This is a genomic window from Paucibacter sp. KCTC 42545 (assembly GCF_001477625.1).
Lineage (GTDB): Bacteria > Pseudomonadota > Gammaproteobacteria > Burkholderiales > Burkholderiaceae_C > Paucibacter_A.
Map to the genome: position 1 here is coordinate 3,460,117 of NZ_CP013692.1, position 22,742 is coordinate 3,482,858.

Annotated in this window: 23 protein-coding genes; 14 read left to right on the plus strand and 9 right to left on the minus strand. The window is 63.9% G+C overall.

Going from position 1 to position 22,742, the window contains the following annotated elements:
* Window positions 1–2 precede the first annotated feature (2 nt).
* Window positions 3–230: an LPS translocon maturation chaperone LptM gene (gene lptM / locus AT984_RS24000; protein WP_442952148.1), complete on the plus strand. Its 228-nt coding sequence runs from the start codon at window positions 3–5 to the stop codon at window positions 228–230.
* 46 nt (window positions 231–276) lie between these two features.
* Here lptM and AT984_RS14995 read toward each other — a convergent pair whose 3' ends face one another.
* From AT984_RS14995 to AT984_RS15030, 7 genes are all read right to left on the minus strand, one after another.
* Window positions 277–1,296: an ABC transporter ATP-binding protein gene (locus tag AT984_RS14995; protein WP_058720784.1), complete on the minus strand. Its 1,020-nt coding sequence runs from the start codon at window positions 1,294–1,296 to the stop codon at window positions 277–279.
* The gene (locus AT984_RS15000; protein ID WP_058720785.1) at window positions 1,293–2,273 is read right to left on the minus strand and encodes an ABC transporter ATP-binding protein; all 981 of its coding nucleotides are present in this window, start codon (window positions 2,271–2,273) and stop codon (window positions 1,293–1,295) included. Before AT984_RS15000 ends, AT984_RS14995 begins: the two co-directional genes overlap by 4 nt.
* Before the next feature lie 5 nt (window positions 2,274–2,278).
* Window positions 2,279–3,238, minus strand: a complete 960-nt coding sequence (locus tag AT984_RS15005; RefSeq protein ID WP_058722353.1) for an ABC transporter permease — start codon at window positions 3,236–3,238, stop codon at window positions 2,279–2,281.
* Window positions 3,239–3,240: 2 nt separating this feature from the next.
* Window positions 3,241–4,218: an ABC transporter permease gene (locus AT984_RS15010; RefSeq protein WP_058720786.1), complete on the minus strand. Its 978-nt coding sequence runs from the start codon at window positions 4,216–4,218 to the stop codon at window positions 3,241–3,243.
* Between the two features lie 233 nt (window positions 4,219–4,451).
* Window positions 4,452–5,240 (minus strand): DUF3047 domain-containing protein, encoded by a 789-nt coding sequence (locus AT984_RS15015; RefSeq protein ID WP_082680051.1) that lies wholly within the window; start codon window positions 5,238–5,240, stop codon window positions 4,452–4,454.
* Between the two features lie 120 nt (window positions 5,241–5,360).
* A complete protein-coding gene (locus AT984_RS15025) occupies window positions 5,361–6,431 on the minus strand; it encodes a porin (protein WP_058720789.1) in 1,071 nt (356 codons plus the stop codon).
* A 191-nt stretch (window positions 6,432–6,622) separates the two neighbouring features.
* Window positions 6,623–7,627 carry a porin gene (locus tag AT984_RS15030; RefSeq protein WP_058720790.1) on the minus strand — a complete coding sequence of 335 codons (1,005 nt, stop codon included), beginning with the start codon at window positions 7,625–7,627 and terminating at the stop codon, window positions 6,623–6,625.
* Between the two features lie 281 nt (window positions 7,628–7,908).
* Here AT984_RS15030 and coq7 point away from each other — a divergent pair, with 281 nt between their 5' ends.
* Window positions 7,909–8,565, plus strand: a complete 657-nt coding sequence (gene coq7 / locus AT984_RS15035; protein ID WP_058720791.1) for a 2-polyprenyl-3-methyl-6-methoxy-1,4-benzoquinone monooxygenase — start codon at window positions 7,909–7,911, stop codon at window positions 8,563–8,565.
* Between the two features lie 27 nt (window positions 8,566–8,592).
* On the opposite strand, the gene AT984_RS15040 is transcribed toward coq7, so the two are convergent.
* The gene (locus tag AT984_RS15040; protein ID WP_058720792.1) at window positions 8,593–9,024 is read right to left on the minus strand and encodes an OsmC family protein; all 432 of its coding nucleotides are present in this window, start codon (window positions 9,022–9,024) and stop codon (window positions 8,593–8,595) included.
* A gap of 403 nt (window positions 9,025–9,427) precedes the next feature.
* Between AT984_RS15040 and ilvA the strand changes: the two genes are divergently transcribed.
* Window positions 9,428–11,017 carry a threonine ammonia-lyase, biosynthetic gene (ilvA, locus tag AT984_RS15045; RefSeq protein ID WP_058720793.1) on the plus strand — a complete coding sequence of 530 codons (1,590 nt, stop codon included), beginning with the start codon at window positions 9,428–9,430 and terminating at the stop codon, window positions 11,015–11,017.
* Window positions 11,018–11,063: 46 nt separating this feature from the next.
* Window positions 11,064–12,152 carry a nicotinate-nucleotide--dimethylbenzimidazole phosphoribosyltransferase gene (locus AT984_RS15050; protein WP_058720794.1) on the plus strand — a complete coding sequence of 363 codons (1,089 nt, stop codon included), beginning with the start codon at window positions 11,064–11,066 and terminating at the stop codon, window positions 12,150–12,152.
* A gap of 60 nt (window positions 12,153–12,212) precedes the next feature.
* Here the strand turns inward: AT984_RS15050 and AT984_RS15055 are convergent, their stop codons facing one another.
* The gene (locus AT984_RS15055) at window positions 12,213–12,818 is read right to left on the minus strand and encodes a hypothetical protein (protein WP_156422050.1); all 606 of its coding nucleotides are present in this window, start codon (window positions 12,816–12,818) and stop codon (window positions 12,213–12,215) included.
* Window positions 12,819–12,963: 145 nt separating this feature from the next.
* On the opposite strand from AT984_RS15055, the gene gspG reads away from it, so the two are divergent.
* From gspG to gspE, 10 genes are all read left to right on the plus strand, one after another.
* Complete coding sequence (gspG, locus tag AT984_RS15060; RefSeq protein ID WP_058720796.1) at window positions 12,964–13,431, plus strand: type II secretion system major pseudopilin GspG; 468 nt, start codon at window positions 12,964–12,966, stop codon at window positions 13,429–13,431.
* A 77-nt stretch (window positions 13,432–13,508) separates the two neighbouring features.
* Window positions 13,509–14,048 carry a prepilin-type N-terminal cleavage/methylation domain-containing protein gene (locus AT984_RS15065; RefSeq protein ID WP_231741432.1) on the plus strand — a complete coding sequence of 180 codons (540 nt, stop codon included), beginning with the start codon at window positions 13,509–13,511 and terminating at the stop codon, window positions 14,046–14,048.
* Entirely contained in the window at window positions 14,038–14,412 is a 375-nt protein-coding gene (gene gspI / locus AT984_RS15070; RefSeq protein WP_058720797.1) for a type II secretion system minor pseudopilin GspI, read from the plus strand. Before AT984_RS15065 ends, gspI begins: the two co-directional genes overlap by 11 nt.
* Complete coding sequence (locus tag AT984_RS15075) at window positions 14,412–15,080, plus strand: PulJ/GspJ family protein (RefSeq protein ID WP_058720798.1); 669 nt, start codon at window positions 14,412–14,414, stop codon at window positions 15,078–15,080. Before gspI ends, AT984_RS15075 begins: the two co-directional genes overlap by 1 nt.
* A 2-nt stretch (window positions 15,081–15,082) precedes the next feature.
* Window positions 15,083–16,108 carry a type II secretion system minor pseudopilin GspK gene (gspK, locus tag AT984_RS15080; RefSeq protein ID WP_058720799.1) on the plus strand — a complete coding sequence of 342 codons (1,026 nt, stop codon included), beginning with the start codon at window positions 15,083–15,085 and terminating at the stop codon, window positions 16,106–16,108.
* A gap of 175 nt (window positions 16,109–16,283) precedes the next feature.
* Window positions 16,284–17,555 (plus strand): type II secretion system protein GspL, encoded by a 1,272-nt coding sequence (gene gspL / locus AT984_RS15085; protein ID WP_058720800.1) that lies wholly within the window; start codon window positions 16,284–16,286, stop codon window positions 17,553–17,555.
* Window positions 17,552–18,076: a type II secretion system protein GspM gene (gspM, locus tag AT984_RS15090; protein ID WP_058720801.1), complete on the plus strand. Its 525-nt coding sequence runs from the start codon at window positions 17,552–17,554 to the stop codon at window positions 18,074–18,076. Before gspL ends, gspM begins: the two co-directional genes overlap by 4 nt.
* Window positions 18,073–19,017: a type II secretion system protein N gene (gspN, locus tag AT984_RS15095; protein ID WP_231741433.1), complete on the plus strand. Its 945-nt coding sequence runs from the start codon at window positions 18,073–18,075 to the stop codon at window positions 19,015–19,017. The genes gspM and gspN overlap by 4 nt, the downstream gene beginning before the upstream one ends.
* Window positions 19,018–19,019: 2 nt before the next feature.
* On the plus strand, window positions 19,020–21,287 hold the full coding sequence (gene gspD / locus AT984_RS15100) for a type II secretion system secretin GspD (protein ID WP_156422051.1): 2,268 nt from the start codon (window positions 19,020–19,022) through the stop codon (window positions 21,285–21,287).
* Between the two features lie 24 nt (window positions 21,288–21,311).
* Complete coding sequence (gene gspE, locus AT984_RS15105; RefSeq protein WP_058720802.1) at window positions 21,312–22,733, plus strand: type II secretion system ATPase GspE; 1,422 nt, start codon at window positions 21,312–21,314, stop codon at window positions 22,731–22,733.
* Window positions 22,734–22,742 lie beyond the last annotated feature (9 nt).

The window sequence follows — 22,742 nt, forward strand, 5'->3', positions numbered from 1 at the left end:
AGATGAATCACGAAAAATCATCCCGCAGTGTAGGCCCGCAAGCTCAGCCCGAGGCCGCATCAGGGTCTTGCCGAGGCACTTCGCTATTGCTTGCTGCTCTGTTTGTGACGCTGACCGGCTGCGGTCAAAAAGGCGCCCTCACCCTCCCGCAGGATGCGGCAAAACCGGTAGCAGGCGCTGCAGCAGCGTCAGGTTCTGCGGCCTCGGCCCCAGCTCTGGCGCCACGCTGACCTAGCACCGGCAGCAAAAAGCCGGCGCAAGCCAAGCCGGCAAGGCTCAAGCAATCCGGTCTTCTTGCACCGCGTGGCAAGCCACGCGCACGCCCCGGATTTCCAACATCTGCGGGCGTTCACGCTGGCAGCGTTCATTCGCATGTGGGCAGCGCGGATGGAAGCTACAGCCGGACGGCGGACTCAGCGGGTTAGGCACCTCGCCCTGCACCGGCGTGCGGGCGCGCCCGCTCATGTGGATGTCCGGGATCGCGTCCAGCAGCATGCGGGTGTAGGGGTGACGCGGCCGGGCGAAGAGCTCGGCCTTGTCGGCCACCTCGACCAAGCGACCCAAATACATCACGCCAACCTGATCCGCCACATGGCGCACCACGGCGAGGTTGTGGGAAATGAACAGATAGGTCAGCCCACGCTGGCGCTGCAAATCCTTCATGATGTTGAGCACTTGGGCCTGCACCGACACATCCAAGGCCGAAGTCGGCTCGTCGCAGACTAAAAACTCCGGCTGCGTCGCCAGCGCCCGGGCAATCGAAATACGCTGCCGCTGGCCGCCCGAAAACTGGTGCGGAAATTTCTCCGCATCCGCCGCGGCCAAACCCACAGACAGCAAAAGTTCAGCCACCCGCGCGCGCAACTCCTCGGCGCTGCTGATCAAGCCATGCTCGCGCAGCGGCTCGGCAATGATGTCTTGCACCTTCCAGCGCGGATTCAGCGAGGCATAGGGATCCTGAAAAATCATCTGCATGCGCCGGCGCAGAGCCAGGGCGCCGGGCGAAGCCAGTGTCTTGGCGATGTCCAGGCCGTCAACGCTGACGGTGCCACGGGTGGGCGGGTAAAGCCCCACCAACAAGCGCGCCACCGTGCTCTTGCCGCAGCCCGACTCACCCACCAGGGCCAGCGTCTTACCCTTGCCAATGCTGAAGCTCACCCCGTCCACCGCATGGACGAACTGGCGCTGCTTACGCTCCAGCACGCGATTCAACCACGGCGCCGACACATCAAAGGTCTTGGCCAGGTCTTGAACCTCCACCAAGGGCTGCGTCACCACGACTTCAGCGGCACTCATGCGCGCGCCTCCTTCGCTTCGCTCAGCCAGCAGGCGGCTTGTGTCTGGCCCACCGGCCGCAGCTCGGGCCGCTCGCTGCGGCAGCGCTCAAACACCTGAGGGCAACGCGGGTTGTAGGCGCAGCCGGCCGGGATGGCATTCAGGCGCGGCATGGCGCCGTCGATTTGCAGCAAACGCTCACGGTCTTCGTCCATGGCGGGAATGGCGCCCATCAAGCCCGCCGTGTAGGGATGGGCGGGGTGGTGAATGACTTCCGCCACCGGGCCAATCTCAACCACCCGGCCGGCATACAGCACGGCCACACGGTCACAGGTCTCGGCAATCACACCCATATCATGGGTCACCAGCATCACCGCCGCGCCCTGCTCTTTGCAGACCCGCTTGAGCAAGGCAATGATTTGCGCCTGGATGGAAACATCCAGCGCAGTCGTCGGCTCATCGGCCACGATCAATTTGGGCTTGGCGGCCAGCGCCAACGCAATCACCACTCGCTGGCGCATACCGCCGGAGAACTGGTGGGGATACTGGTCGATGCGCGCCTCAGGAGCCGGAATGCCGGTCTGCGCCAGCAGCTCAATCGCACGCTGGCGGGCTTGCGCCTGGCTCAGATCGAGGTGAGTGGTGATGGTTTCGATCAACTGCTGGCCCACGGTGTAAAGCGGGTTCAGCGAGGTCAGCGGGTCTTGAAAGATCGCGCCGATCTGGCGGCCGCGGATCTTGCGCATCTGCTCGTAGGGCAGGTTGTCAATGCGCTTACCCTGCAACAAGATCTCGCCGCTGGCGATGCGCCCCGGCGGATCCAGCAAGCCGATGATGGCCGCGCCGGTCAAGGACTTGCCCGCACCGGACTCGCCCACCACGCCGAGAATCTCGCCCGGCGCAATATCAAAACTGATGTCATCCAGGGCCAGCAAGGTGCCGCGCCGGCCGGGGAATTCCACGCGCAGATGGCGTACTTCAAGAAGCGGAGTGCTCATAACGTTCAACGTAAACGGGGATTGAGCGCGTCGCGCAGCCAGTCACCCAGCAGATTCACGCTGAGTGCGATCAGCACCAACATCAAGCCGGGCCAGATGGTGATCCACCATTCGCCGGAGAACAAAAAGTCATTGCCGACGCGGATCAAGGTGCCCAGCGAAGGGCTGGTAGGTGGCACACCCACGCCCAGGAATGACAGGGTCGCTTCGGTGATGATGGCCGAGGCCACCTGGATGGTGGCCAACACCATCACTGGCCCCAGCACATTGGGCAGCACATGGCGGCGCATGATGCGGGCCGAGCTGACGCCGATCACACGGGCCGCCTGCACATACTCCTTGTTGCGCTCCACCATGGTGGAACCGCGCACCGTGCGCGCGTATTGCACCCAGCCGGTCAGCGAGATGGCCAAAATCAGCACCCCGAAAGCCAGCGCATCATGGGCGTTAGGGAACATGGCGCGGCCGACACCGTCGATCAGCAGCGCCACCAGGATGGACGGGAAAGACAGCATCACATCGCAGATGCGCATGATGAAGGCATCCACCTTGCCGCCCACAAAGCCGGCCAGCAAGCCCAGGCCAACGCCAATCACCATGGACACCAGCACCGAGGCCAGACCCACAAACAAAGAGATGCGCGCGCCGTACATCAGGGCCGAGAGCAAATCGCGGCCCTGATCGTCGGTGCCCAACAGGTATTTGCTGCTGCCGCCCTCCATCCAGGCCGGCGGCAAGCGCGAGTCCATCAGCTCCAGGGAGGCCAGATCAAAGGGATTGTGCGGCGCCACCACATCGGCGAAGACCGCGCAAATGACGCAGACCAGCGCCACCAAGGCCGCCACGATCGCAACCGGTGAAGACTTGAAGGAATGCCAGACATCGCCGTCCAGAAAGCGCGCCAGGGCGCTCGGCGCTTTGACCACGGCAGGCGCAGGGGTCGATACCCCAGAAGGTTTACTCATCATCAGTGGGCCTTGCCTTCGACACGCAAGCGCGGATCAACCGCGAAATAAAGCAAATCCACCAAGAGATTGATGGTGACGAAAATGAATGAGATCAGGCACAGATAGGCCGCCATCACCGGAATGTCAGCGAACTGCACCGCCTGAATGAACAGCAGCCCCATGCCGGGCCACTGAAACACCGTCTCGGTGATGATGGCAAAAGCAATCAGCGAGCCGAGTTGCAAGCCGGTGATGGTGATCACCGGCACCAGCGTGTTCTTCAAGGCGTGGCCGAAGTAGACCGCGTTATTGCTGAGCCCACGTGCGCGGGCGAACTTGATGTAATCGGTGCGCAGCACCTCCAGCATCTCGGCCCGCACCAAACGCATGATCAAGGTGAGCTGGAACACCGACAAGGTGATAGCCGGCAAGAGCACATGGCGCAGGCCATCGGCGGTCAAGAGTCCGGTAGTCCAGGAGCCAAAGGCCAGCACATCACCTCGGCCAAAGCTTGGCAACCACTTGAGCCAGACCGCGAACACCAGAATCAGCAGGATGCCGATCAAAAAAGTGGGGAGTGACACACCCAGCAAAGACAACATCATCAGCAACTGCGAGCTGGCCTTGCCGCGCCGCAGTGCCGCGTAGACCCCCAGCGGAATACCGACGCCAAGGGCGATCAGGGCCGCCACCAAGGACAACTCCAGCGTGGCCGGAAAGCGCTCAGCGATCAAGCTGGACACTTTGCGCCCCTGGCGCAAGCTCAGGCCGAACTCGCCTTGCACGGCATTGCCGATGAAGCGAGCGAACTGCACCGGGAACGGAGCGTCCAAGCCCAGATCGCGCCGCAGAGAATCGCGCTGCTCTTGTGTGGCGTCTTGCCCCAGCAAATTGGTGACGGGGTCGCCCACATACTGAAACAGCATGAAGGCAATGAACGCCACCGAAAGCATCACGATGACGGCCTGCGCAAGGCGGCGGAGAACGAAAACTAGCATGCGTGAGAAGCGGCGGCAGGCACCGGCAGCGAGACGCGCCGGGCAAGATTCCCGAGAAGAGAAGAAGTGGCGATGATGGCTAAGTCCGGCGCCAAGAACAAAGGGGTAAGCCCTGAGCCGGTGTTGGCAATGCTGTCGCCGTGCGATGTGCGTTATGTTTACGAAGGGCCGGGCAGACTATCAAGCCCTGCAGCCATTCGCAAAGCCGAAAACCAAGGATTGAATTGCCAGCCTCACATTTGCAAGCTACCAGGCAAGACCTGACCCTGCGGATCGAAGAGCATGATATTGCCATAGCAGGCATCGGAGCGGCTGCGGGTGTTATCACCGTCCGTCATCAAGGCCATGCTGATCAGCGGGCCGGGCGCCTCACCAAATGCGCGGGCAAAGTCAGCAGCTACATCGCGCTGCAGGCGTACCCAGCCCTTGTGCTCGGCGCTACGCGGCCCGGAACCCACGACGATCTTGCGAATGCGATCACTGCGGGTGCTGACGACCAGGGTATCGACCGGGGCTGAGGCGTCCCAAACATACATCAGCAAGGCATAAGGAGGCGCCTCGCCCGTCAAGGTCTGCACCAGGTCGAACTGCATGCGATTGCGCATCGACAAGCGCTCAACATCGCCATCGAAGCCGAGCAGCAAGCGGGCCGGCGCGTCGTCGGTTTGCGCACTGGTCACGCTGGCGGTATCGGCGAAGCTGCCAATCCACCAATCGAATTGCAAGCCAGCCAGCTGATCAGGCGCCAGCTTCATGCCGCGCCGCCACAGGCTGGCAGACTTATTGGCCTGGGCCAGCACACAGGGGCGCCCGGCCCGCTCGATCAGCGAATACTGGGTCGCACTCTTGCCCGGCAATTCGCGGGAGGACCACTCGCGCAGCGCACCAGCTGCCGCCGACTCGGTGCCTTGGCTCAGCTCCGGCCTTGTCGGCGGCCAAGCGCAGGACGTCAAAGCCACGCTGTTCGACAGCACAAGCACCCGAGCCAAGCGGGACTTATGAAAAAACTTAAACGTACTCATGGCTAAGTATGGCGCCTACCTGAACCCGCAAGCGGTCGGCCACAATAAAAAAGGGCCGCGCAGCGGCCCTTGCTAGAAATTACCAGACCATGTCTATGGCCTGGTAAATCGCTTCAGAACTTAGAAGCGATGGCGCACACCCACGGTGGCGCCGTAGCGGTGCGTGGCACCGTTAGCAAACTTCACATAGCCATTGCTGAACTTTGTGTAATCGAATTCTGCGTAGGCATCGGTGCGCTTGGAGAAGGCGTAGTCGGCCACCGCAGCGAAGTAGTCCGCGTTACTCTTATTCGATCCAGACACGAAATGCGTCTGATCGGCACGCCAATAATGGCCACCCAAGTTGATCTGAGGCGTGAGTTGATAGGTCACGCCAGCAGCGTACATATCACGCTGATTCACATCGTTGGCCGCAGCATTCAACACACCAGCACCAATCAAACCGGCGGTATAAGCCCCACCCAAGAGACTGCCCTTGTCAAACTTATTCTGCGCCCAGGAAGCATTCACATACCAGGGGCCGCTGGTCCAAGCCGCGCCTGCCGTCGTGCCTTGAACCTTCATGCCACTCGTGTCAGTCACTTCCAGATAAGCGCCACCCACCGAGAAATCACCCATCTGGTAGCGCAGCAAGCCACCCATGGATTTGTTTTGGGAATTCCCTTCACCGGCGCTGACTTGCAGCTCGCCGCGCAGGCCACCCGCTTCGATCAGGTACTTGACCATATTGTCTTGACGCGCACCCATGGACAAGCCGATTTCTGGCTTGTACGCCTCAATGTAGGGCGAGTACTTGAAGGACGCATAGGTCGATGTGTAGATATCGAACAGCACGTTGTACTGGCGACCCAAAGTGATACGACCAAAGTCAGCGGACTGCAGGCCAACCCAGGACTGACGCCAGAAATCGGCCGCAGCGGCGGTACCGGTATCGGAATTCAGGCGGTGCTCCAGATTGGCGATAGCCTTCAGGCCGCCACCCATGTCCTCAGTGATATTGAAGCCCAAACGGCTTTGCGACATGCCGCCGGGAATCACTTGCCACAAAGCGCCTGTGCCGGGGACGGTGCCGGAATTGCTGATGTAACGCACACCGGCATCGACGATGCCGTACATCGTCACACTGGACTGGGCCCAAGCACCGGAGGTGCTGGCAGCCAGAAGGCTCAAGATCAGGGCGGTCTTTTTCATATCGATGTCTCCTGTTTGGAATAGGTGCAGCTGGTCCATTCTGTAGTAAGCACAGGAAAATCGGGGCCAGTCGTTGCGCCTGACCAACAAGAGCTAACCCTGTCTCTCAGGCGACGAACACGTCCCCAGAAACGAAAAAAAGCCACCCGAAGGTGGCTTTTTAGGCATCAAGCGAAAGCTTGAATGCTCGATCAGAAGCTGTGACGCACGCCCAGATCGAAACCGCCGGAACGGCCGTCGGCTGCAACAGCAGGCGAGTTAGCCACTGCGAACTTGGCTGCAGCGCCGTTGTCGATCAGCGACACGGTGGTGTACAGAGCGGTACGCTTGGACAGGTTGTAGATGTAGCCAGCAGCGATTTGGTTGGCCTTGTACGTGGTCGACGACACGGTGCTCTTGTCAGCAGCGTCGCTGTACGAAGCCCACACCGAGCCAGCGCCCAGAGGAGCGGTCACAGCTGCGGTCCAAACTTCTTGCTTGGCAGCGCCGAATTCGGTCGTCGTGTACATCAGCGAAGGCTTGGCGATGCCGAAGTCATACGAAGCACCCACGGTCAACAGCTTGAACTTGGTGTTCACGCCGGTTTCCATGTAAGCAGCGCTGACGTTGATGGCGTCAACCTTGTAGCCCACGCGGCCGCTGTAGGACTTGCTGAACTCAGCGCCTTCGCCTGCAGCCACGTCCACCGAACCGTAGAAACCACCCAGATTGCCAGGCAGAACGTAGGTGACTTGGTTGTCGTAGCGACCCAGACCAGCGCCCGAACCCAGGTTGCTGTACAGGTTTTCAACACTGCCCAGGCCAGTTGCCGACGTAGGATCGAAGTCCTCATAAGCCAGCTTAGTGGAGTTCTTGTTGCGGCCCAGGTTCACGGTACCGAAGTCACCCGACAGGCTGACGGTGGCGCGGCGGCCCCAGAACTTACCGTCAGAACCAGCAGCAGTGCCAGCATCCACGTTGACTTGGCTTTCCAACCAGAAGCTAGCCTTCAGGCCGCCACCCAGGTCTTCAACACCGCGCACGCCCAGGCGGCTGGTGGTGTTGCCACCGGAAGCCAGGCTGTACAGGTCTTGGCCGTTGGCCTTGGTGTAACGGGCTGCAGCGTCAACCACGCCGAACAGGGTCACCGACGATTGAGCGGCGGCAACACCAGCGAAAGAGCCGAGGACGGCCAGTGCGACTAGAGATTTCTTCATTTGATAGCTCCTAAGAATTCAACGAGGTCCCGATCAGCAAGACTCTGCAAAGAGCCCACCGGACCAACCCCCTCAGTGGAAGTTGCCGTATTTCACCAGACGAATGAGCCTGTTCCGGCATCCACGGCTCGAAATATAGGGTTTACGTTGTGGTGACACAACGAAAGTGCCTTATCACAAACTAGACACAATGCTAAGAGTAGTTTCCATTTATTAGCACTCAATCACGGTGTCGCCCGTAAACTGCCGAGCAACTTGATGATGCAAAGACCGGCTCCACCATGACTCTTCGCCCACCACTTTCCCGGCTCGACCAGCTGCTGGCCCGCGCCCAACAAGGCTTGCAAACGGTTTTCGGCAAGCCCAGCGCGGCACGCCCCATGCCCACCGCCCCACACCCCGAAGGCGTTGTTGCCGCGCCACTAAGCAGCGCGGAGGCCGCCCTGTCCGGCGCACTGATGCGGGTCAACCATGTCGGGGAGGTCTGCGCCCAGGCGCTTTACCAGTCACAGGCCTTGGTGAGCCGCGATCCGCAACTCAAGGCCCATTTCGAACAGGCGGCGCGGGAAGAGCTGGACCATCTGGCCTGGACTCAGCAGCGCCTGGACGAATTGGGGAGCCATCGCAGCTACCTCACCCCGCTTTGGTATGGCGGCGCTTTCGGAATCGGCTGCCTGGCCGGCTTGGCGGGCGACCGCACCAGCCTCGGCTTCGTGGTTGAGACCGAAAACCAGGTCGAGCAGCATTTAGCCAGCCATTTAGACCGCCTGCCCGCGGGCGACTTCGCTTCCCGCGCCATCGTCGCGCAAATGAAAGAGGAAGAAGCCCGCCACGCCGCTGAGGCAAAGGCGGCCGGCGCGCAACTTCTGCCCACCCCGGTGAAGCAAGTCATGAAGGCCGCCGCCGGCGTGATGACACGCACCGCCCACTACATCTGAGCGGCCCGCGCACGCCGTAGCACCCAATTAGGCTTCGACGACGTCCACCAGTTCCACCGAGGTCGTGATGGCCGCCGTCTTGCCCAGCATGATGCTGGCCGAGCAGTACTTTTCATGCGACAGGGCCACGGCGCGCTCCACCACCTCCTGCTTGAGCCCTCGCCCCGTCACCACGAAGTGCATGTGGATAGACGTGAACACCTTGGGCTCGGTCTCAGCGCGTTCGGCCTTGAGCTTGACCTGGCAGCCGCGCACATCGTGGCGGCCGCGCTTGAGAATCAACACCACGTCATAAGCCGTGCAGCCACCGGTACCGGCCAAAACGGTTTCCATCGGGCGCGGCGCCAGATTGCGGCCGCCGCCATCGGGCGCGCCGTCCATGGTCAACATATGGCCGCTGCCCGTCTCGGCCACAAAGGCCATGCCGCCGGCGCCCATCCAATCAATCGTGCATTCCATTGAAATCTCCGAGAAGTGAGCGCATTCGCCCGGCGCCTCTTCAGTTTTAGAGACAGAACCCGACAAATTTCACGCGAATTTATTGCGGTGCAGCATAGCTTGCGAGTAGAATTTTAGCCAAGCGTATGAGATTGGTGAGGAGGCAGTGAACATGCCCGCCTCCGACACAGATTTCGGTTCGCACCGTTTGTCTCCTCCACCGCCTCCATGGTGGATTCAGCCCGGACTCGCAAGAGTTCGGGCTTTTTTTCGCCCCTACGCCACGGGACGACGTCTCGCTCGACCTTCAAGCCACCCTCGCCCGACGCAAGAAGTGGGCGCAGCACTGGCAGCGCACCCGGCTGGCTCACACGCAGCCCTGACTTATCATGCTGCGCTGCAATAGCAGTGCAATGGAGAGTTCATGGTTGCCCCCGCCCGCCCGCGCAAGACAAAGAGCAAAGCAAGCCCCGCCAGCCCCCAGCTGCCCAGTTTTGCGCCCGAAGGCAATAGCTATCTGCAGCGCATCCTGAACGCAAAGGTCTACGACGTTGCGGTCGAGACCGCGCTGACGCCGGCCAAGAGCCTTTCCAAACGCCTGGGCAACAAGGTCTTCTTCAAGCGCGAGGACGAGCAACCCGTCTTCAGCTTCAAGCTGCGCGGCGCCTATAACAAGATGGCGCACCTGTCGCCCGAGCAGTTAGCCAAGGGCGTCATCTGCGCCTCGGCAGGCAACCACGCCCAAGGCGTGGCCCTGGCCGCCAAGAAAATGGGTTGCCGCGCCGTCATCGTGATGCCGGTCACCGCGCCCTTGGTCAAGGTCAATGCGGTCAAGGCCATGGGCGGCGAAGTCGTGCTGATGGGCGACAGCTATTCAGATGCCTACGCCCACGCGCTGACGATCGAGAAGGCCGAAGGCCTGAGCTTCGTCCACCCCTTCGATGACCCCGATGTGATCGCCGGCCAAGGCACGGTGGCGATGGAAATCCTGCGCCAGCACCAAGGCCCTATCGACGCGGTGTTCGTGGCCATCGGCGGCGGCGGCCTGATCTCCGGCGTAGCCGCCTATATCAAGGCCGTGCGACCCGAGATCAAGGTGATCGGGGTCCAAACCGTGGATTCCGACGCCATGCTGCAATCGGTGCGTGCCGGCAAGCGCGTGCAACTGGCCGATGTAGGCCTGTTTGCCGATGGCACCGCCGTCAAGCTGGTGGGCGAAGAAACCTTCCGCATCACCAAGGCCTTGGTGGACGACTTTGTCGTGGTCAACACCGATGCCGTCTGCGCCGCCATCAAAGATGTGTTCGAGGACACGCGCAGCATCCTTGAGCCCTCAGGTGCCATGGGCGTGGCCGCCCTCAAGCAATATGCCGCGGAGCACGGCCTCAAGGGCAAGACCTTGGTAGCCATCACCTGCGGCGCCAATATGAACTTTGACCGCCTGCGCTTTGTGGCCGAGCGGGCCGAGGTGGGCGAGCACCGCGAGGCGCTTTTCGCCGTCACCATCCCCGAGCAGCAAGGCAGCTTCAAGCGCCTGTGCGAGTTGCTGGGCCCGCGCAGCGTCACCGAGTTCAACTACCGCATCTCTGACGCCGCCCAAGCCCATGTCTTCGTCGGCATCGCCACGCAGAACCGTGAAGAATCACCCAAGCTGCTGAAGGCCTTAGCCAAGGCCGGCTTTACCGCTACCGACCTGACCCATAACGAGTTGGCCAAGCAGCATGTGCGGCATATGGTGGGCGGGCGCAGCGAGCTGGCCCGCGATGAACGGCTCTACCGCTTCATCTTCCCGGAGCGGCCGGGCGCGCTGATGCGCTTCCTCTCCAGCATGCACCCGGACTGGAACATCAGCCTGTTCCACTACCGCAACCAGGGCGCCGACTACGGCCGCATCCTGGTTGGCCTGCAAGTGCCCAAGAGTGACAATGCTGCCTTCAAGCGTTTTCTGGATTCGCTCAACTACCCCTTTGAGGATGAGAGCCAGAATCCGGTCTACCGCTTCTTCTTGCGCTAAGCCACCAGTTCACCGGATCAACCAGGCCTGATGTAGCCCGCTCGCCATGCCCATCCAACAGTCCCTGATCTCGCCCACCGCCAATCCTGAACTGGAGCGGGCGCTGCGTGAGCGGGTCGAGCAGCATGGCAGCATTGCCGGCGGCCTGGGTGAGTTGGAACCCCTGGCGGTGCGCCTGGGGCTGGTGCAAAACAGCCTGAGCCCGCGCTTTCGTGACCCGGTGCTGGCCGTCTTTGCGGCCGACCATGGCTTGGTGGTCAACGGTGTGGGCAGCCAATGGGGGCGGAGTACTCGCGAACAAGCCCAAATGGCGCTGGGCAACCGTCTACCCTTGTCCGTGCTCGCGCGCCTGCAGGGCCTGCAACTCAATTTGATTGACTGCGGCATTGCCGAGATCATGGCACCCCATCCGCGCCTGCTGTCGCGCAAGATCGCGCACGGCACCCGCAATTGCAAGGCCGGCCCGGCCATGAGTCTGGAGCAAGCCCATGCCGGCGTGCGCGTGGGCATGGAAATCGCTGACAAGCTGCCGGGCAACGCCTTGGCCTGCGCGGGCATGGGCCAAGGCTCGGCCGAAAGTGCCGCACTGGTGCTGTCCCGTTTGATGGAATGCCCGGTGCAGAACTTCGTCATTTCCGGCCCCGATATGCGCCAGGACGAGCTGACGCATCTGCTTGGCGTGCTGCATGCCGCGCAGGCACGGCACCGCGATGTCAGCGACCCGATGGAGGTTTTGGCGGCTTTCGGCGGTTTCGAGATCGCGGTGATGGTGGGCGTGATGCTGGTGGCCGCATCCAAGCGCAGCCTGATCATCGTCGACGGCATGACGGCCTGCGCCGCCCTCAAGCTGGCCGCCCGCATCGCCCCGCCAGTGACCGATTACGCGGTGTTCTGCCGCAGCCACACCCACCGCGGCCTGGACGAAGCCCTGGCCTTGTTCCACGCCTCGGCCTTGCTGGAGTTGGGGATGGAAAGCGCCGACGGCACCGGCGCCGCCTTGGCCTGGCCCATGATTCGCAGCGCGGCCGCCTTGCTGACCGATCTACATGAAGCCAATACGCCGGGGTTTGAGCCGTCCGGCCCGGGCTTGCCGCCGACCTTGTTTCATACCGTGGACAACCCACTCAATTTTTGAGCGCCCCGCCCTGTTGATCGCGCGGGACGCGCTGATCAGGCCTGACAAAGATTTGCGCGTTTAACGGGTCGGCAAACCCGAGGGGTCCACCACGCCCTGCTGCTCATTGCCGATTTGCTGCGACGGCGCGTTCATACCTTGCACCGGCATGGGCGGGGGCGCCGGCAAGCTGCCAAGCACCTGAACACCACCCAGATTCGTCGCCGAAGGCTGAGCCGGGGGCAGCGCGCCAGTGGCGGCAGGGGCTTGCGGCGCCATTTGCAAAGTCATGCTGACCACGCCGTTGGCGCCGAAGCTGGCGGAATACTTGTCGAGTGCCATCAGGCGCAAATCGCCATCCAACACCGCGCCGACGCGCACCGTGCGCGCCACGCCGTCCACCGCGATCAAGGCCAGGCCTTCACCGGCACGGCTGAGCTGCACATTGGTGGGGGCCACCACGCCCAGCAGCTTGAAGCGACTCTCCAGCGCCGGGGCGGCTTCCACCTGCACGGGCGCCGGGGCGCCGAATAAGCGCGTCAGGTCGGCCTGCGCCACGCCCTGTTCGCTGACAGGCAAGGCTTGCGCCGGCGTCAGCAAGGGCTTGGCCCACAACTGGATCAACCAGTAAGTGCCACTGCAGGCCAGCAGGCCCCACACTACAAAAGCCATCATTCGTGCAAGCATGGGCGGATTATGATTCAAGCGCTGACCTTGCCCGGCCAGCCGCATGATTTACGCGGCCAGCCGAGCGCTTTGTATCTTGCGTCATCGTTCGATCCCTTGTTGGTTCGTTCGTTCCATCGTTTTCACCTCGCCAGCCACCGCCTCTATGTCAACACAAGTTTTCTCTGCTGCCCTCGCCCAGCCGGCCGCCGCGCGCAAGGGTCGCCGCCACGCCGGCTTCACCCTGATCGAATTGCTGGTCGTGCTGGTCATCATCGGCGTGCTGGCCGCCCTGGTCGTGCCCAATGTGCTCAACCGCGCTGACGACGCCCGCGTGACGGCAGCCCGCACCGACGTCAACAATCTGATGCAAGCGCTCAAGCTCTACAAGCTGGACAACCAACGCTTCCCCAGCGCCGATCAAGGCCTGGACGCCCTGGTGCGCAAGCCCACGGCCGGCACCCCGCCGCCGAACTGGAAGCCCTATATCGAAAAGCTGCCCAACGACCCCTGGGGCCGCCCTTACCAGTACGCCAACCCCGGCATCAAAGGTGAGATCGACGTCTACAGCTTCGGCGCCGATGGTCGCGCCGGTGGCGAAGGCAATGATGCGGATATTGGGTCCTGGCAATAAAGATGCCCCTCGCCTGCGGGTACACAGTCGATCCCCTAAGGGGACCCAAGCCTTCGCGGGCGTGGGCCCGCTTGGGCTTGGCCGCGCCGTCCTTGGGGCGGCCCGGCGGACGGCTTGAACACCACACTGCGATCAAGGTCGCCAGCACACCCGGCGACACCGTCGATCCGACGAGGGCATCTCGCGGCTTCTCGCTGATCGAATTGCTGGTGGTGGTGGCGATGATCGCCATCGCGGCGGCCACGGTGAGTTTGTCGCTGCGTGACCCGGCCGCGGCTCAATTGGAGCGCGAGGCTGAACGCCTGGTGGCCTTGTTTGAAACCGCCCGAGCCGAAAGCCGGGCCGCTGGCTTGAATGTGCAGTGGACACCGGTCGAGCTCGCCGGCAGCGCTGACCAGTTCCGTTTTGTCGGCCTGCCTGCGCGCATTCAGCTGCCGCGCCGCTGGTTGGGTGAAGCGGTCAATGTCGAAATCACCAATGCCCGCAGCGTGCGCCTGGGCCCCGAGCCGATGATTGGCGCGCAGCAACTGCGCCTGCGGCTGGGCAGTCAACAACTCACCTTGAGCACCGATGGGCTGGCCCCGTTTGAAATCTCCCACAGCAGCAATGCGCCCTGAGCGCCTGGCCGCCCAGCGCGGCTTCACCCTGATCGAGGTGCTGGTAGCCCTGGTGATCGTGGCGATCGCGCTCGGCGCCGGCATCAAGGCCGCCGGCGCCCTGACCGACAACGCCGAGCGCCTGCGCAGCATCAGCTCGGCGCAATGGTGTGCGGACAATCAATTGAACGAGTTACGCCTGAACAAACAATTCCCCAGCATCGGCGACTCTGAGTTCAGCTGCGAGCAGCTGGGCCATGTCTTCAAGGGCCACCTGGTGGTGCGCGCCACGCCGAACGCCAATTTGCGCCGGGTCGATGCCGTGGTCAGCGACCCCGACAACGGCCATCGGCTGGTGCTCAGCGCCATCATGGGGCGCTATTGATGGCCCGCCCAACAGCGTTGCACAACCGTGGCTTCACCCTGGTCGAAGTCCTCGTCGCCCTGGTGGTGATGGCCACCATGGCCATGATCTCTTGGCAAGGCCTGGACGCCCTGATGAAAAGCCGCGAGATCGCGCAAACCCATCTGGACCAAAGCATGCGCCTGCAAACCGTGGTGGCGCAGTGGGAGCAGGATCTGCGCTCGGTGCAGGATTCCACCTTGGTCGATGCGCTGGCCTTTGACGGCGCCAGCATGCGCCTGACCCGCCAGCAGCCCGAGGGCGTGCAGGTGGTGGTCTGGACGGTGCGCAATGGCGCCCTGTACCGCTGGGAAGGCCTGCCGGTGCAGACCAACACCGCCCTGCAAGAAAGCTATCAACGCAGCCAGCTGAGCATCAACCAGGACGCTGGCCAGCTGCGCGCGCTGGAAGGCGTGACGGGCTGGCAGCTCTACTTCTTCCGCGGCAATAGCTGGAGCAATGCGCAGTCCAGCGGCAATGTGGCCACGCCCACACCACCCTCACCGCCCGCCAGCGGCTCCGGCAACGGCCAAGTTGGCCCAATCATCCAGCGCCAGCAACTGCCCAGCGGCGTGCGCATGGTGCTGCAGTTCGGATCCGGCAGCGGCTTCTCCGGGCCCTTGACCCGCCAAGTCATGTTGGGCCTGTGACCATGAGCCGCCGCCCCCTCAATCTCAAAAGCGCCCGCTGCCGCCAACAGGGCGCCGCCTTGCTGACGGCCATGATCATCGTCACCCTGGTGGCCAGCCTGGCTTCGGCCATGGTGTGGCGCCAGTACCGCGCGGTGCAGATCGAGGCGGCAGAGCGCTCTCGCGCACAGTCCGCCCTGATGCTGCGCGGCGCGCTGGACTGGGCCCGGCTGATCCTGCGTGAAGATGCCATCGGCAACCGCACGACACCCACCGACAACCTCAACGAGGTCTGGGCCGTGCCGGTGGCCGAGGGCCGCATCTCCAGCTTTCTGGCCCTGGACGGCCAAACTTCGGACGATGGCGTGGAAGCCTTTTTGTCCGGCGGCATCACCGACGCCCAGGCCCAGTACAACCTGCGCAATTTGCTGGTGACCGACCCCGACACTTTGGCGTTGGAGCAGCGCAGCCTGGCCCGCCTGTGTGAAAGCGCCCAAGCCCCGCCCGGCACGGCCACCCTGATCGCCACCAAGATGCGCCGCGCCTTTGCCGGCAGCGGCAACATCAAGGTCGAGGCCGCCAGCGCCCCGGATCCCAATGAGGAGCGCCCGCTGCAGCCGCGCAATCTGGACGAGCTGCGCTGGTTCGGCCTCAGCGCCGAGACGATCGAGCGCCTGCGCCCTCTGCTCACCCTGCTGCCGCTGCCCACGCCGGTCAACCTCAACACCGCGCCGCGTGAAGTGATTGCTGGCGTGCTGGACGGCGTTGACCTGGCCTCGGCCGAGCGCCTGGTGCAAGCTCGCCAGGCCCAGCCGCTGAAAGACCCGCAAGAGGCCAAGAACTATCTGCCCAGCACGGCCGTCATCAGCAGCGACCGTGTGCATGTCGTCAGCTCTTACTTCATCGTCAGTGGCCGCATGCGCCTGGATGAGCGGGTGCTGGAAGAGCGCTCACTGGTGTACCGCAACCAGCTCGACATGGTTGTGCTGGATCGCCAGCGCATCAATCAGGTGCTGGACGGCAAGGAAACCAAGGAAAGCAAGCGCTGATGTGGCGAGCGGAATTTTCCGGAATTGATACAAACAGTGTTTGCCCCAGGGCTGCAAACGCAAATCAGCCATCTTCCCCTCCTAGAATGCGCCAGCCTTTCCCAGGCAGTCCCAGCACGCTCGGCGTGATTGGCCCGGTCACTGCTGTTTTCGCTGTACCCGTTCATCTGCGCCCATGAGTACTTTGCTTGTTTTCCTTCCGCCCCGCAGCCGCCTGCGAGCCCAAGGCCGCGCGGTTCAGTCCAACGAGGGCCTGGGGCACACGGCAGCAAGCGCGCTCAACCGCGACTACGATTTCCTCTTCTGCGCCGACGGCCGCACGATCAGCACCCAGGGCAGCCAAAGCGCCGCCCAGCTGCCACGCGCCGACCAGGTGATCGTGATCCCCGCCGAAAGCGATGTGGCCTGGCGCCGCGTCACCCTGCCCAAGGCCGGCCGACAAATGCGCACAGCCCTGGCCGGCATGCTGGAAGAAGCGCTGCTGGACGATGCCGAGAGCCTGCACTTCGCCATCGAGCCCGAAACCATGGGCGGCGACACTGCCTGGGTGGCCATCAGCTCGCGCAGCTGGTTGGCCCAGCATCTCAGCACGCTCGAAGCGGCCGAGGTGTTTGTAGACCGCATCACACCCCTTTCTTGGCCCGAAGCGCCCCGCGGGCATTTCTACGCCACCGGCACCGAAACCAGCCCGGTGGCCCTGCGTTGGAGCCACCCCGAAGGCGTGAGCAATCTGCCGCTGGAAGGCGGGCTGAGCCGCCAACTCTTCCCCGCCGCGCTGGTGCAAGCCTCGCAATGGACGGCCGCCCCGGAAGTAGCTGCCGCGGCCGAAGTCTGGCTGGGCACGTCGGTGAGCGTGCTGAGCCCGGCCCAGCGCGCCCTGCGGGTGATTGACAGCCCCTGGGACCTGCGCCAGTTCGAACTCGCTCAACGCACCCGCGGCACCCGCGCCTTGCGCCATTTCTACCGTGGCCTGATGCGGCGCGAGTGGCGCCCGGTGCGCTGGGGTTTGGCCGGCTTGGTGGCCGTGCAGGTGCTGGGCTTGAACTTGGTGGCCTGGCAGCAGCACCAACAACTGAAAAGCCGGCGTGCCGAGCTCGACACCCTGTTGATCGAAAGCTTCCCCAAGGTGCGCGCCATTCTTGACGCGCCGGTGCAGATGCAGCGCGAAACCGAAAGCCTGCGCAGCAGCGCCGGCCGCGCCGGTGAGCAAGACCTGGAGGCCCTGCTGGGCGCCGCCGCCATGGCCTGGCCGGCCGATCGCGGCCCGGTGGACAGCCTGAGCTTTGAGCCCGGCCGCTTGACGCTGTCGTCCGCCGGCTGGAGCGAGCCACAAATTCAACAATTCAGCAGCCAGCTGCGCAGCGAAGGCTGGCAGCTCGAAGCCAGCGAGGGCAAGCTGGCCCTGAGCCGCAACAAGACCGGCAAGGGCGGAGCCAACAAGACATGAGTATCGAGAGCAATAACAAGGCCCACTTGCCTGCCTGGCAGCAATCCCTGGCCGGCCTGAAGGCCCATTGGGAACAGCTGGGTGAGCGTGAGCGCACGCTGCTCAAGCTCGCCGCTGGCGCCCTCGGCCTGCTGCTGCTGTGGCTGGTGGCCGTGCAGCCCGCGCTGCGGGTGATTCAGCAAAGCCCGGCGCAGCTGGAAGCGGTGGATAGGCAGCTGCAAGACATGCAGGCCTTGGCCATGGAAGCGCGCGAGTTGCGCGCCATCCCGCCCGTGCCCGCAGCCCAAGCGGCGCAAGCCCTGCAAGCGGCCAGCGAACACCTGGGCCCCGCCGCCAAGCTGAGCCTGGCCGGCGACCGCGCCGTGCTCAGCGTCAACGGTGTCAGCAACGAGGCCTTGCAGGCCTGGCTGGGCGAGGTGCGCAGTGCCGCCCGCGTGCGCCCGGTGGAAGCGCAATTGCAGCGTGGCCCCAAGGGCTATACCGGCACGGTGGTGCTGACCCTGAACGGAGCCGGCCAATGAAGCGCCCCTCCGCACTGGCCCGCCTCTTCGGTCGTGGTTTTGGCCGCGGCCGCCAATCGCGCCCGGCCCCGCTGACCCAGTTCAGCGAAGCCCCCTCGCAGTGGCAAGACACCTTGCAGGTCGAACCCGCCAAGCGCGCCCGCAGTGAAGCCAGCCTGCGCTGGAGCGTGGCTGGCGCCTTGCTGGGCCTGAGCGTGGCGCTGATCGTCTTCGCCCCGGCCAGCTGGCTGGCGCGTGGCCTGGCCAGCGCCAGCAATGGCCATTTGTTGATCACCGACACCCGCGGCAGCATCTGGCATGGCAGCGGCGTGCTGGTGCTGACCGGCGGCGAAGGCAGCCGCGACGCCAGCCAATTGCCTGGCCGCCTGAGCTGGGATATGAGCATCAAGGGCTGGGCGCTGGCCCTCAAAGCCCGGCAGGACTGCTGCATCAACGGCGAGCTTCAACTGCAACTGCGCCCCGGCTGGGGTCGCTTTGAAGTGGCGGTGAGCAGCCGCGCCGATTGGCTGGCCCGCTGGCCCGCCGGCTGGCTGGCTGGCCTGGGCACGCCTTGGAACACTTTGCGCCTGGGCGGCTCGATGCGCATGTCCACCCGCGACTTCCGCCTGGAATGGGTGCAAGGGCGCTGGCGTCAGTTTGGCCAGTTAGATCTCGATTTGCTCAATGTGTCTTCGCGCGTCTCCACCCTGGCGCCGCTGGGCAGCTACCGCTTCAGCATCCTGGCCGATGACAAAGATGCCAGCCAGGCCGGCATCAGCGAATTGCGCCTGAGCACGCTGGACGGCGCGCTGATCCTCAATGGCCAAGGCAGCGTCAACCTGGGCAAGCTGCGCTTCCGGCTCGAAGCCAGCGCCGCGCCGGGCCGCGAGGGCGCCCTGAACAATCTGCTGAACATCATCGGCCGCCGCCAAGGCGAGCGCTCCGTATTTTCGATTGGATGACCATGAATAAGAAACGTCACGCAAGTCGTTCGCCGCAGCGCGCCGGTTTGTCGCTGCTGGCTTTGTCGATCTTGGCCGGCCCGACGCTGGCGCAGACGGCCGACGGCAATATCAGCCAATCCCCCGCCGCTCGCATCCACAGCCCGGCACTGAAGTCACGCACCCCCGTCACGCTCAACTTCGTCAATGCCGATCTGGAAGCCGTGACCCGCGCCATGGGCGTGATGCTGGATCGCCAATTCATCATCGACCCGCGCGTCAAAGGCCAGATCACGGTCTATAGCGAGCAGCCGGTGAGCGTGCGCGAGGCCTATCTCAACTACCTGGCCGCGCTGCGCGGCCTCGGTTTCACGGTGGTGGAAAACTCCGGCCTGCTCAAGGTGGTGCCCGAGGCGGACGCCAAGCTACAAGCCGGCTCGGTGGCCATTGGCGGCAATAGCGCGGTGCGCGGCGACCAGATCATCACGCAGATCTTCAAGCTCAATCACGAGAACGCCAACAATCTGGTGGCCGTGCTGCGCCCGCTGATCAGCCCCAACAACACCATCAATGCCAACCCGGGCAATAACAGCCTGGTGATCACCGACTACGCCGAAAACCTGCAGCGCCTGGGCCGCATCATCGCGACCATGGACACGCCCGGCAGCACCGATCTGGAAGTGGTGCCGCTCAAGCATGCGATTGCCTCGGACATCGCCGCGCTGGTGCAAAAGCTGGCCGACGGCGGCGCGGCTGCCGTGCCCGGTCAAGCCAGCAGCAGCATGAGCGTGCTGGCCGACCCGCGCAGCAATGCGCTGATTCTGCGCGCCGCCAACCCGGCCCGCCTGGCCACCATGCGCAGCATGATCGAGAAGCTCGACCAACCCGGTGCCGACAGCAACAACCCCGGCGGCAATATCCGCGTGGTCTACCTGAAGAACGCCGATGCCGCCAAGCTGGCCACCGTGCTGCGCGCGGCCTTCGCCTCGGGCGGTTCCGCCGGCGGCGGCAGCACGGGCAGCAGCGCCGGCGGCAGCAATAGCAGCAACTCGCTGGGCAATAGCCTGGGCAGCTCGCCGCTGAGTGGTGCCAGCCAGAACAATAGCAGCAGCGGCGGCACCTCCGCCGCCAGCACCACCCCGGTGGCAGCCTCGCAAACGCCCTCAACCGGCGGTTTTGTGCAGGCCGATCCGGCCACCAACTCGCTCATCATCACCGCGCCTGAGCCGCTGTATCGCCAGATCCGCGGCGTGATCGACCAGCTGGATGTGCGACGTGCCCAGATCTATGTGGAGACCATGATCGTCAAGGTTGACGCCAGCAAGGCCGCGCAGTTCGGCGTGCAATGGCAGAACCTGTTCGGCAACAAGGGCGACGCCAACATCCCCGGCATCGGCACCAATTACGGCTCCGGCCTCGGCAATATCATCAACGGCAGCTTGGCCGTGGCCGGCGGCACCAGCGGTGTGGCCACCGCCCTGGCCTCGGCCGCCGCGCCCCAGGGCCTGAACATCGGCGTGCTGAAGAATCTGGGCGGCCGCTACACCCTGGGCGCCATCGCCAACTTCCTCGAATCGCAGACCGGCGGCAACATCCTCTCCACCCCCAATTTGGTGGCGCTGGACAACGAGGAAGCCAAGATCGTGATCGGCCAGAACGTGCCGTTTGTGACCGGCAGTTATTCCAACACCGGCAACAGCGGCTCCTCGGTCAGCCCCTTCCAGACCATCGAACGCAAGGACGTTGGCCTGACCCTGCGCATCCGCAGCCAGATCGGCGAAGGCGGCACGGTGCGCATGATCATTTACCAGGAAAACTCCTCGGTGGTGCAAGCACTTGCCAGCAGCGCCGGCCCGACCACCGACAAATCCTCGGTGGAAACCACCGTCGCGGTGGACGATGGCCAGATCATCGTGCTGGGCGGCTTGATGAAGGACGAATACAGCGACGGCCAAGACGGCGTTCCCGGCCTGGCCAACATTCCCTGGATCGGCGGCCTGTTCAAGAGCGAGAACCGCAAGCGGGTCAAGACCAATATGATGGTTTTCCTGCGCCCGGTGGTGATGCGCGGCCAGGCCTCGGCCGACCAACTGACGCTGGACCGCTACGAGTCCATCCGCTCGCTGCAGCAGAACGCCCAACCCGGCCCCAGCGTGGTCTTGCCCAATACCGGCGCGCCGGTGCTGCCGGCCAGCCCGGCCACGCCTGCCGGCGGCCAGAGCCTTGACCCCAAAGCCTTGCTGATCGCGCCCGTGACTGTGCCGGTGCAACAGCCGCAGCAACAGCAATAACTTCTGCCCGACGAGCCCCACGCTATGGCCACCCGCCACCCCCTGCCCTACGCCTTTGCCAAGGCCAACACCGTCTTGCTGGAAGACGACGGTGCCTCGCTCGTCCTGTGGGCGCCCGCCGAAGTCAGCCTGGCCAGCCTGGCCGAGGTGCAGCGCCTCTACCAGATCGATCGCTTTGAAAAGGAAGCGGCCGGCAGCCTGGCCGAGCGCATCAACGCGGCCTATGCGGGCAGCGAGTCCAGCGCGGCGGTGGTGATTGGCGAAGTGGAAAGCGCGGTGGATCTTTCGCGCATGATGCAAGACCTGCCCGCGGTGGAAGATCTGCTGGAAGCCGCCAACGACGCGCCCATCATCCGCATGCTCAATGCGCTGCTGACGCAAGCCGCCAAGGACGGCGCCAGCGACATCCACATCGAACCCTACGAGCGTGCCAGCTCGGTGCGCTTTCGCGTTGACGGCACGTTGCGCGAGGTGGTGCAGCCCAACCGTGGCCTGCATGCCGCCTTGATCTCACGCCTGAAGATCATGGCCGAGCTGGACATTGCCGAGAAGCGCCTGCCGCAAGACGGCCGCATCAGCTTGCGCATCGGCGGCCGCGCCATCGATGTGCGCGTCTCCACCCTGCCCTCGGCACATGGTGAGCGCGCCGTGCTGCGTTTGCTGGACAAGACCGAATCCAAGTTCACCTTGGAAGGTTTGGGCATGAGCGGTGATGTGCTCAGCGCCTTCAAGAAACTGGTGCAACAGCCGCACGGCATCGTGCTGGTCACCGGCCCGACTGGCTCGGGCAAAACCACCAGCCTCTACGCCTCGCTGCAAACCGTGGACACCAGCACCACCAATGTGCTGACGGTGGAAGACCCGATCGAGTACGAACTCTCCGGCGTCGGCCAGACGCAGGTGAACGCCAAGATTGAGCTGACATTCGCCAAAGCCTTGCGCGCCATCCTGCGCCAAGACCCGGACGTCATCATGATCGGCGAAATCCGCGATTACGAGACCGCGCAAATCGCCATCCAGGCCTCGCTGACCGGCCACTTGGTGCTGGCCACCTTGCACACCAATGACGCGCCTAGCGCCGTGACCCGACTGACCGATATGGGCATCGAGCCCTTCTTGCTCAGCTCCAGCTTGCTGGGCGTGCTGGCTCAGCGCCTGGTGCGCAAGCTCTGCCCGGTGTGCAAACGCCAGGACGAGCATGGCCGCTACCACCCCGTGGGCTGCGATGCCTGCTCGCGCACCGGCTACAAGGGCCGCACCGGCGTTTACGAATTGATGGTGGCCGACGACCGTGTGCGCAGCCTGATTCACCAGCACGCCGCCGAAAGCGACTTGCTCGAAGCGGCCCAGAAGGCCGGCCTGCGCAGCATGCGCGAGGACGGCGCCCGCCTGATCGAACAAGGCATCACCTCGGAAGAGGAAGTGCTGCGGGTCACCCGCGACTGAGCGCCGGCA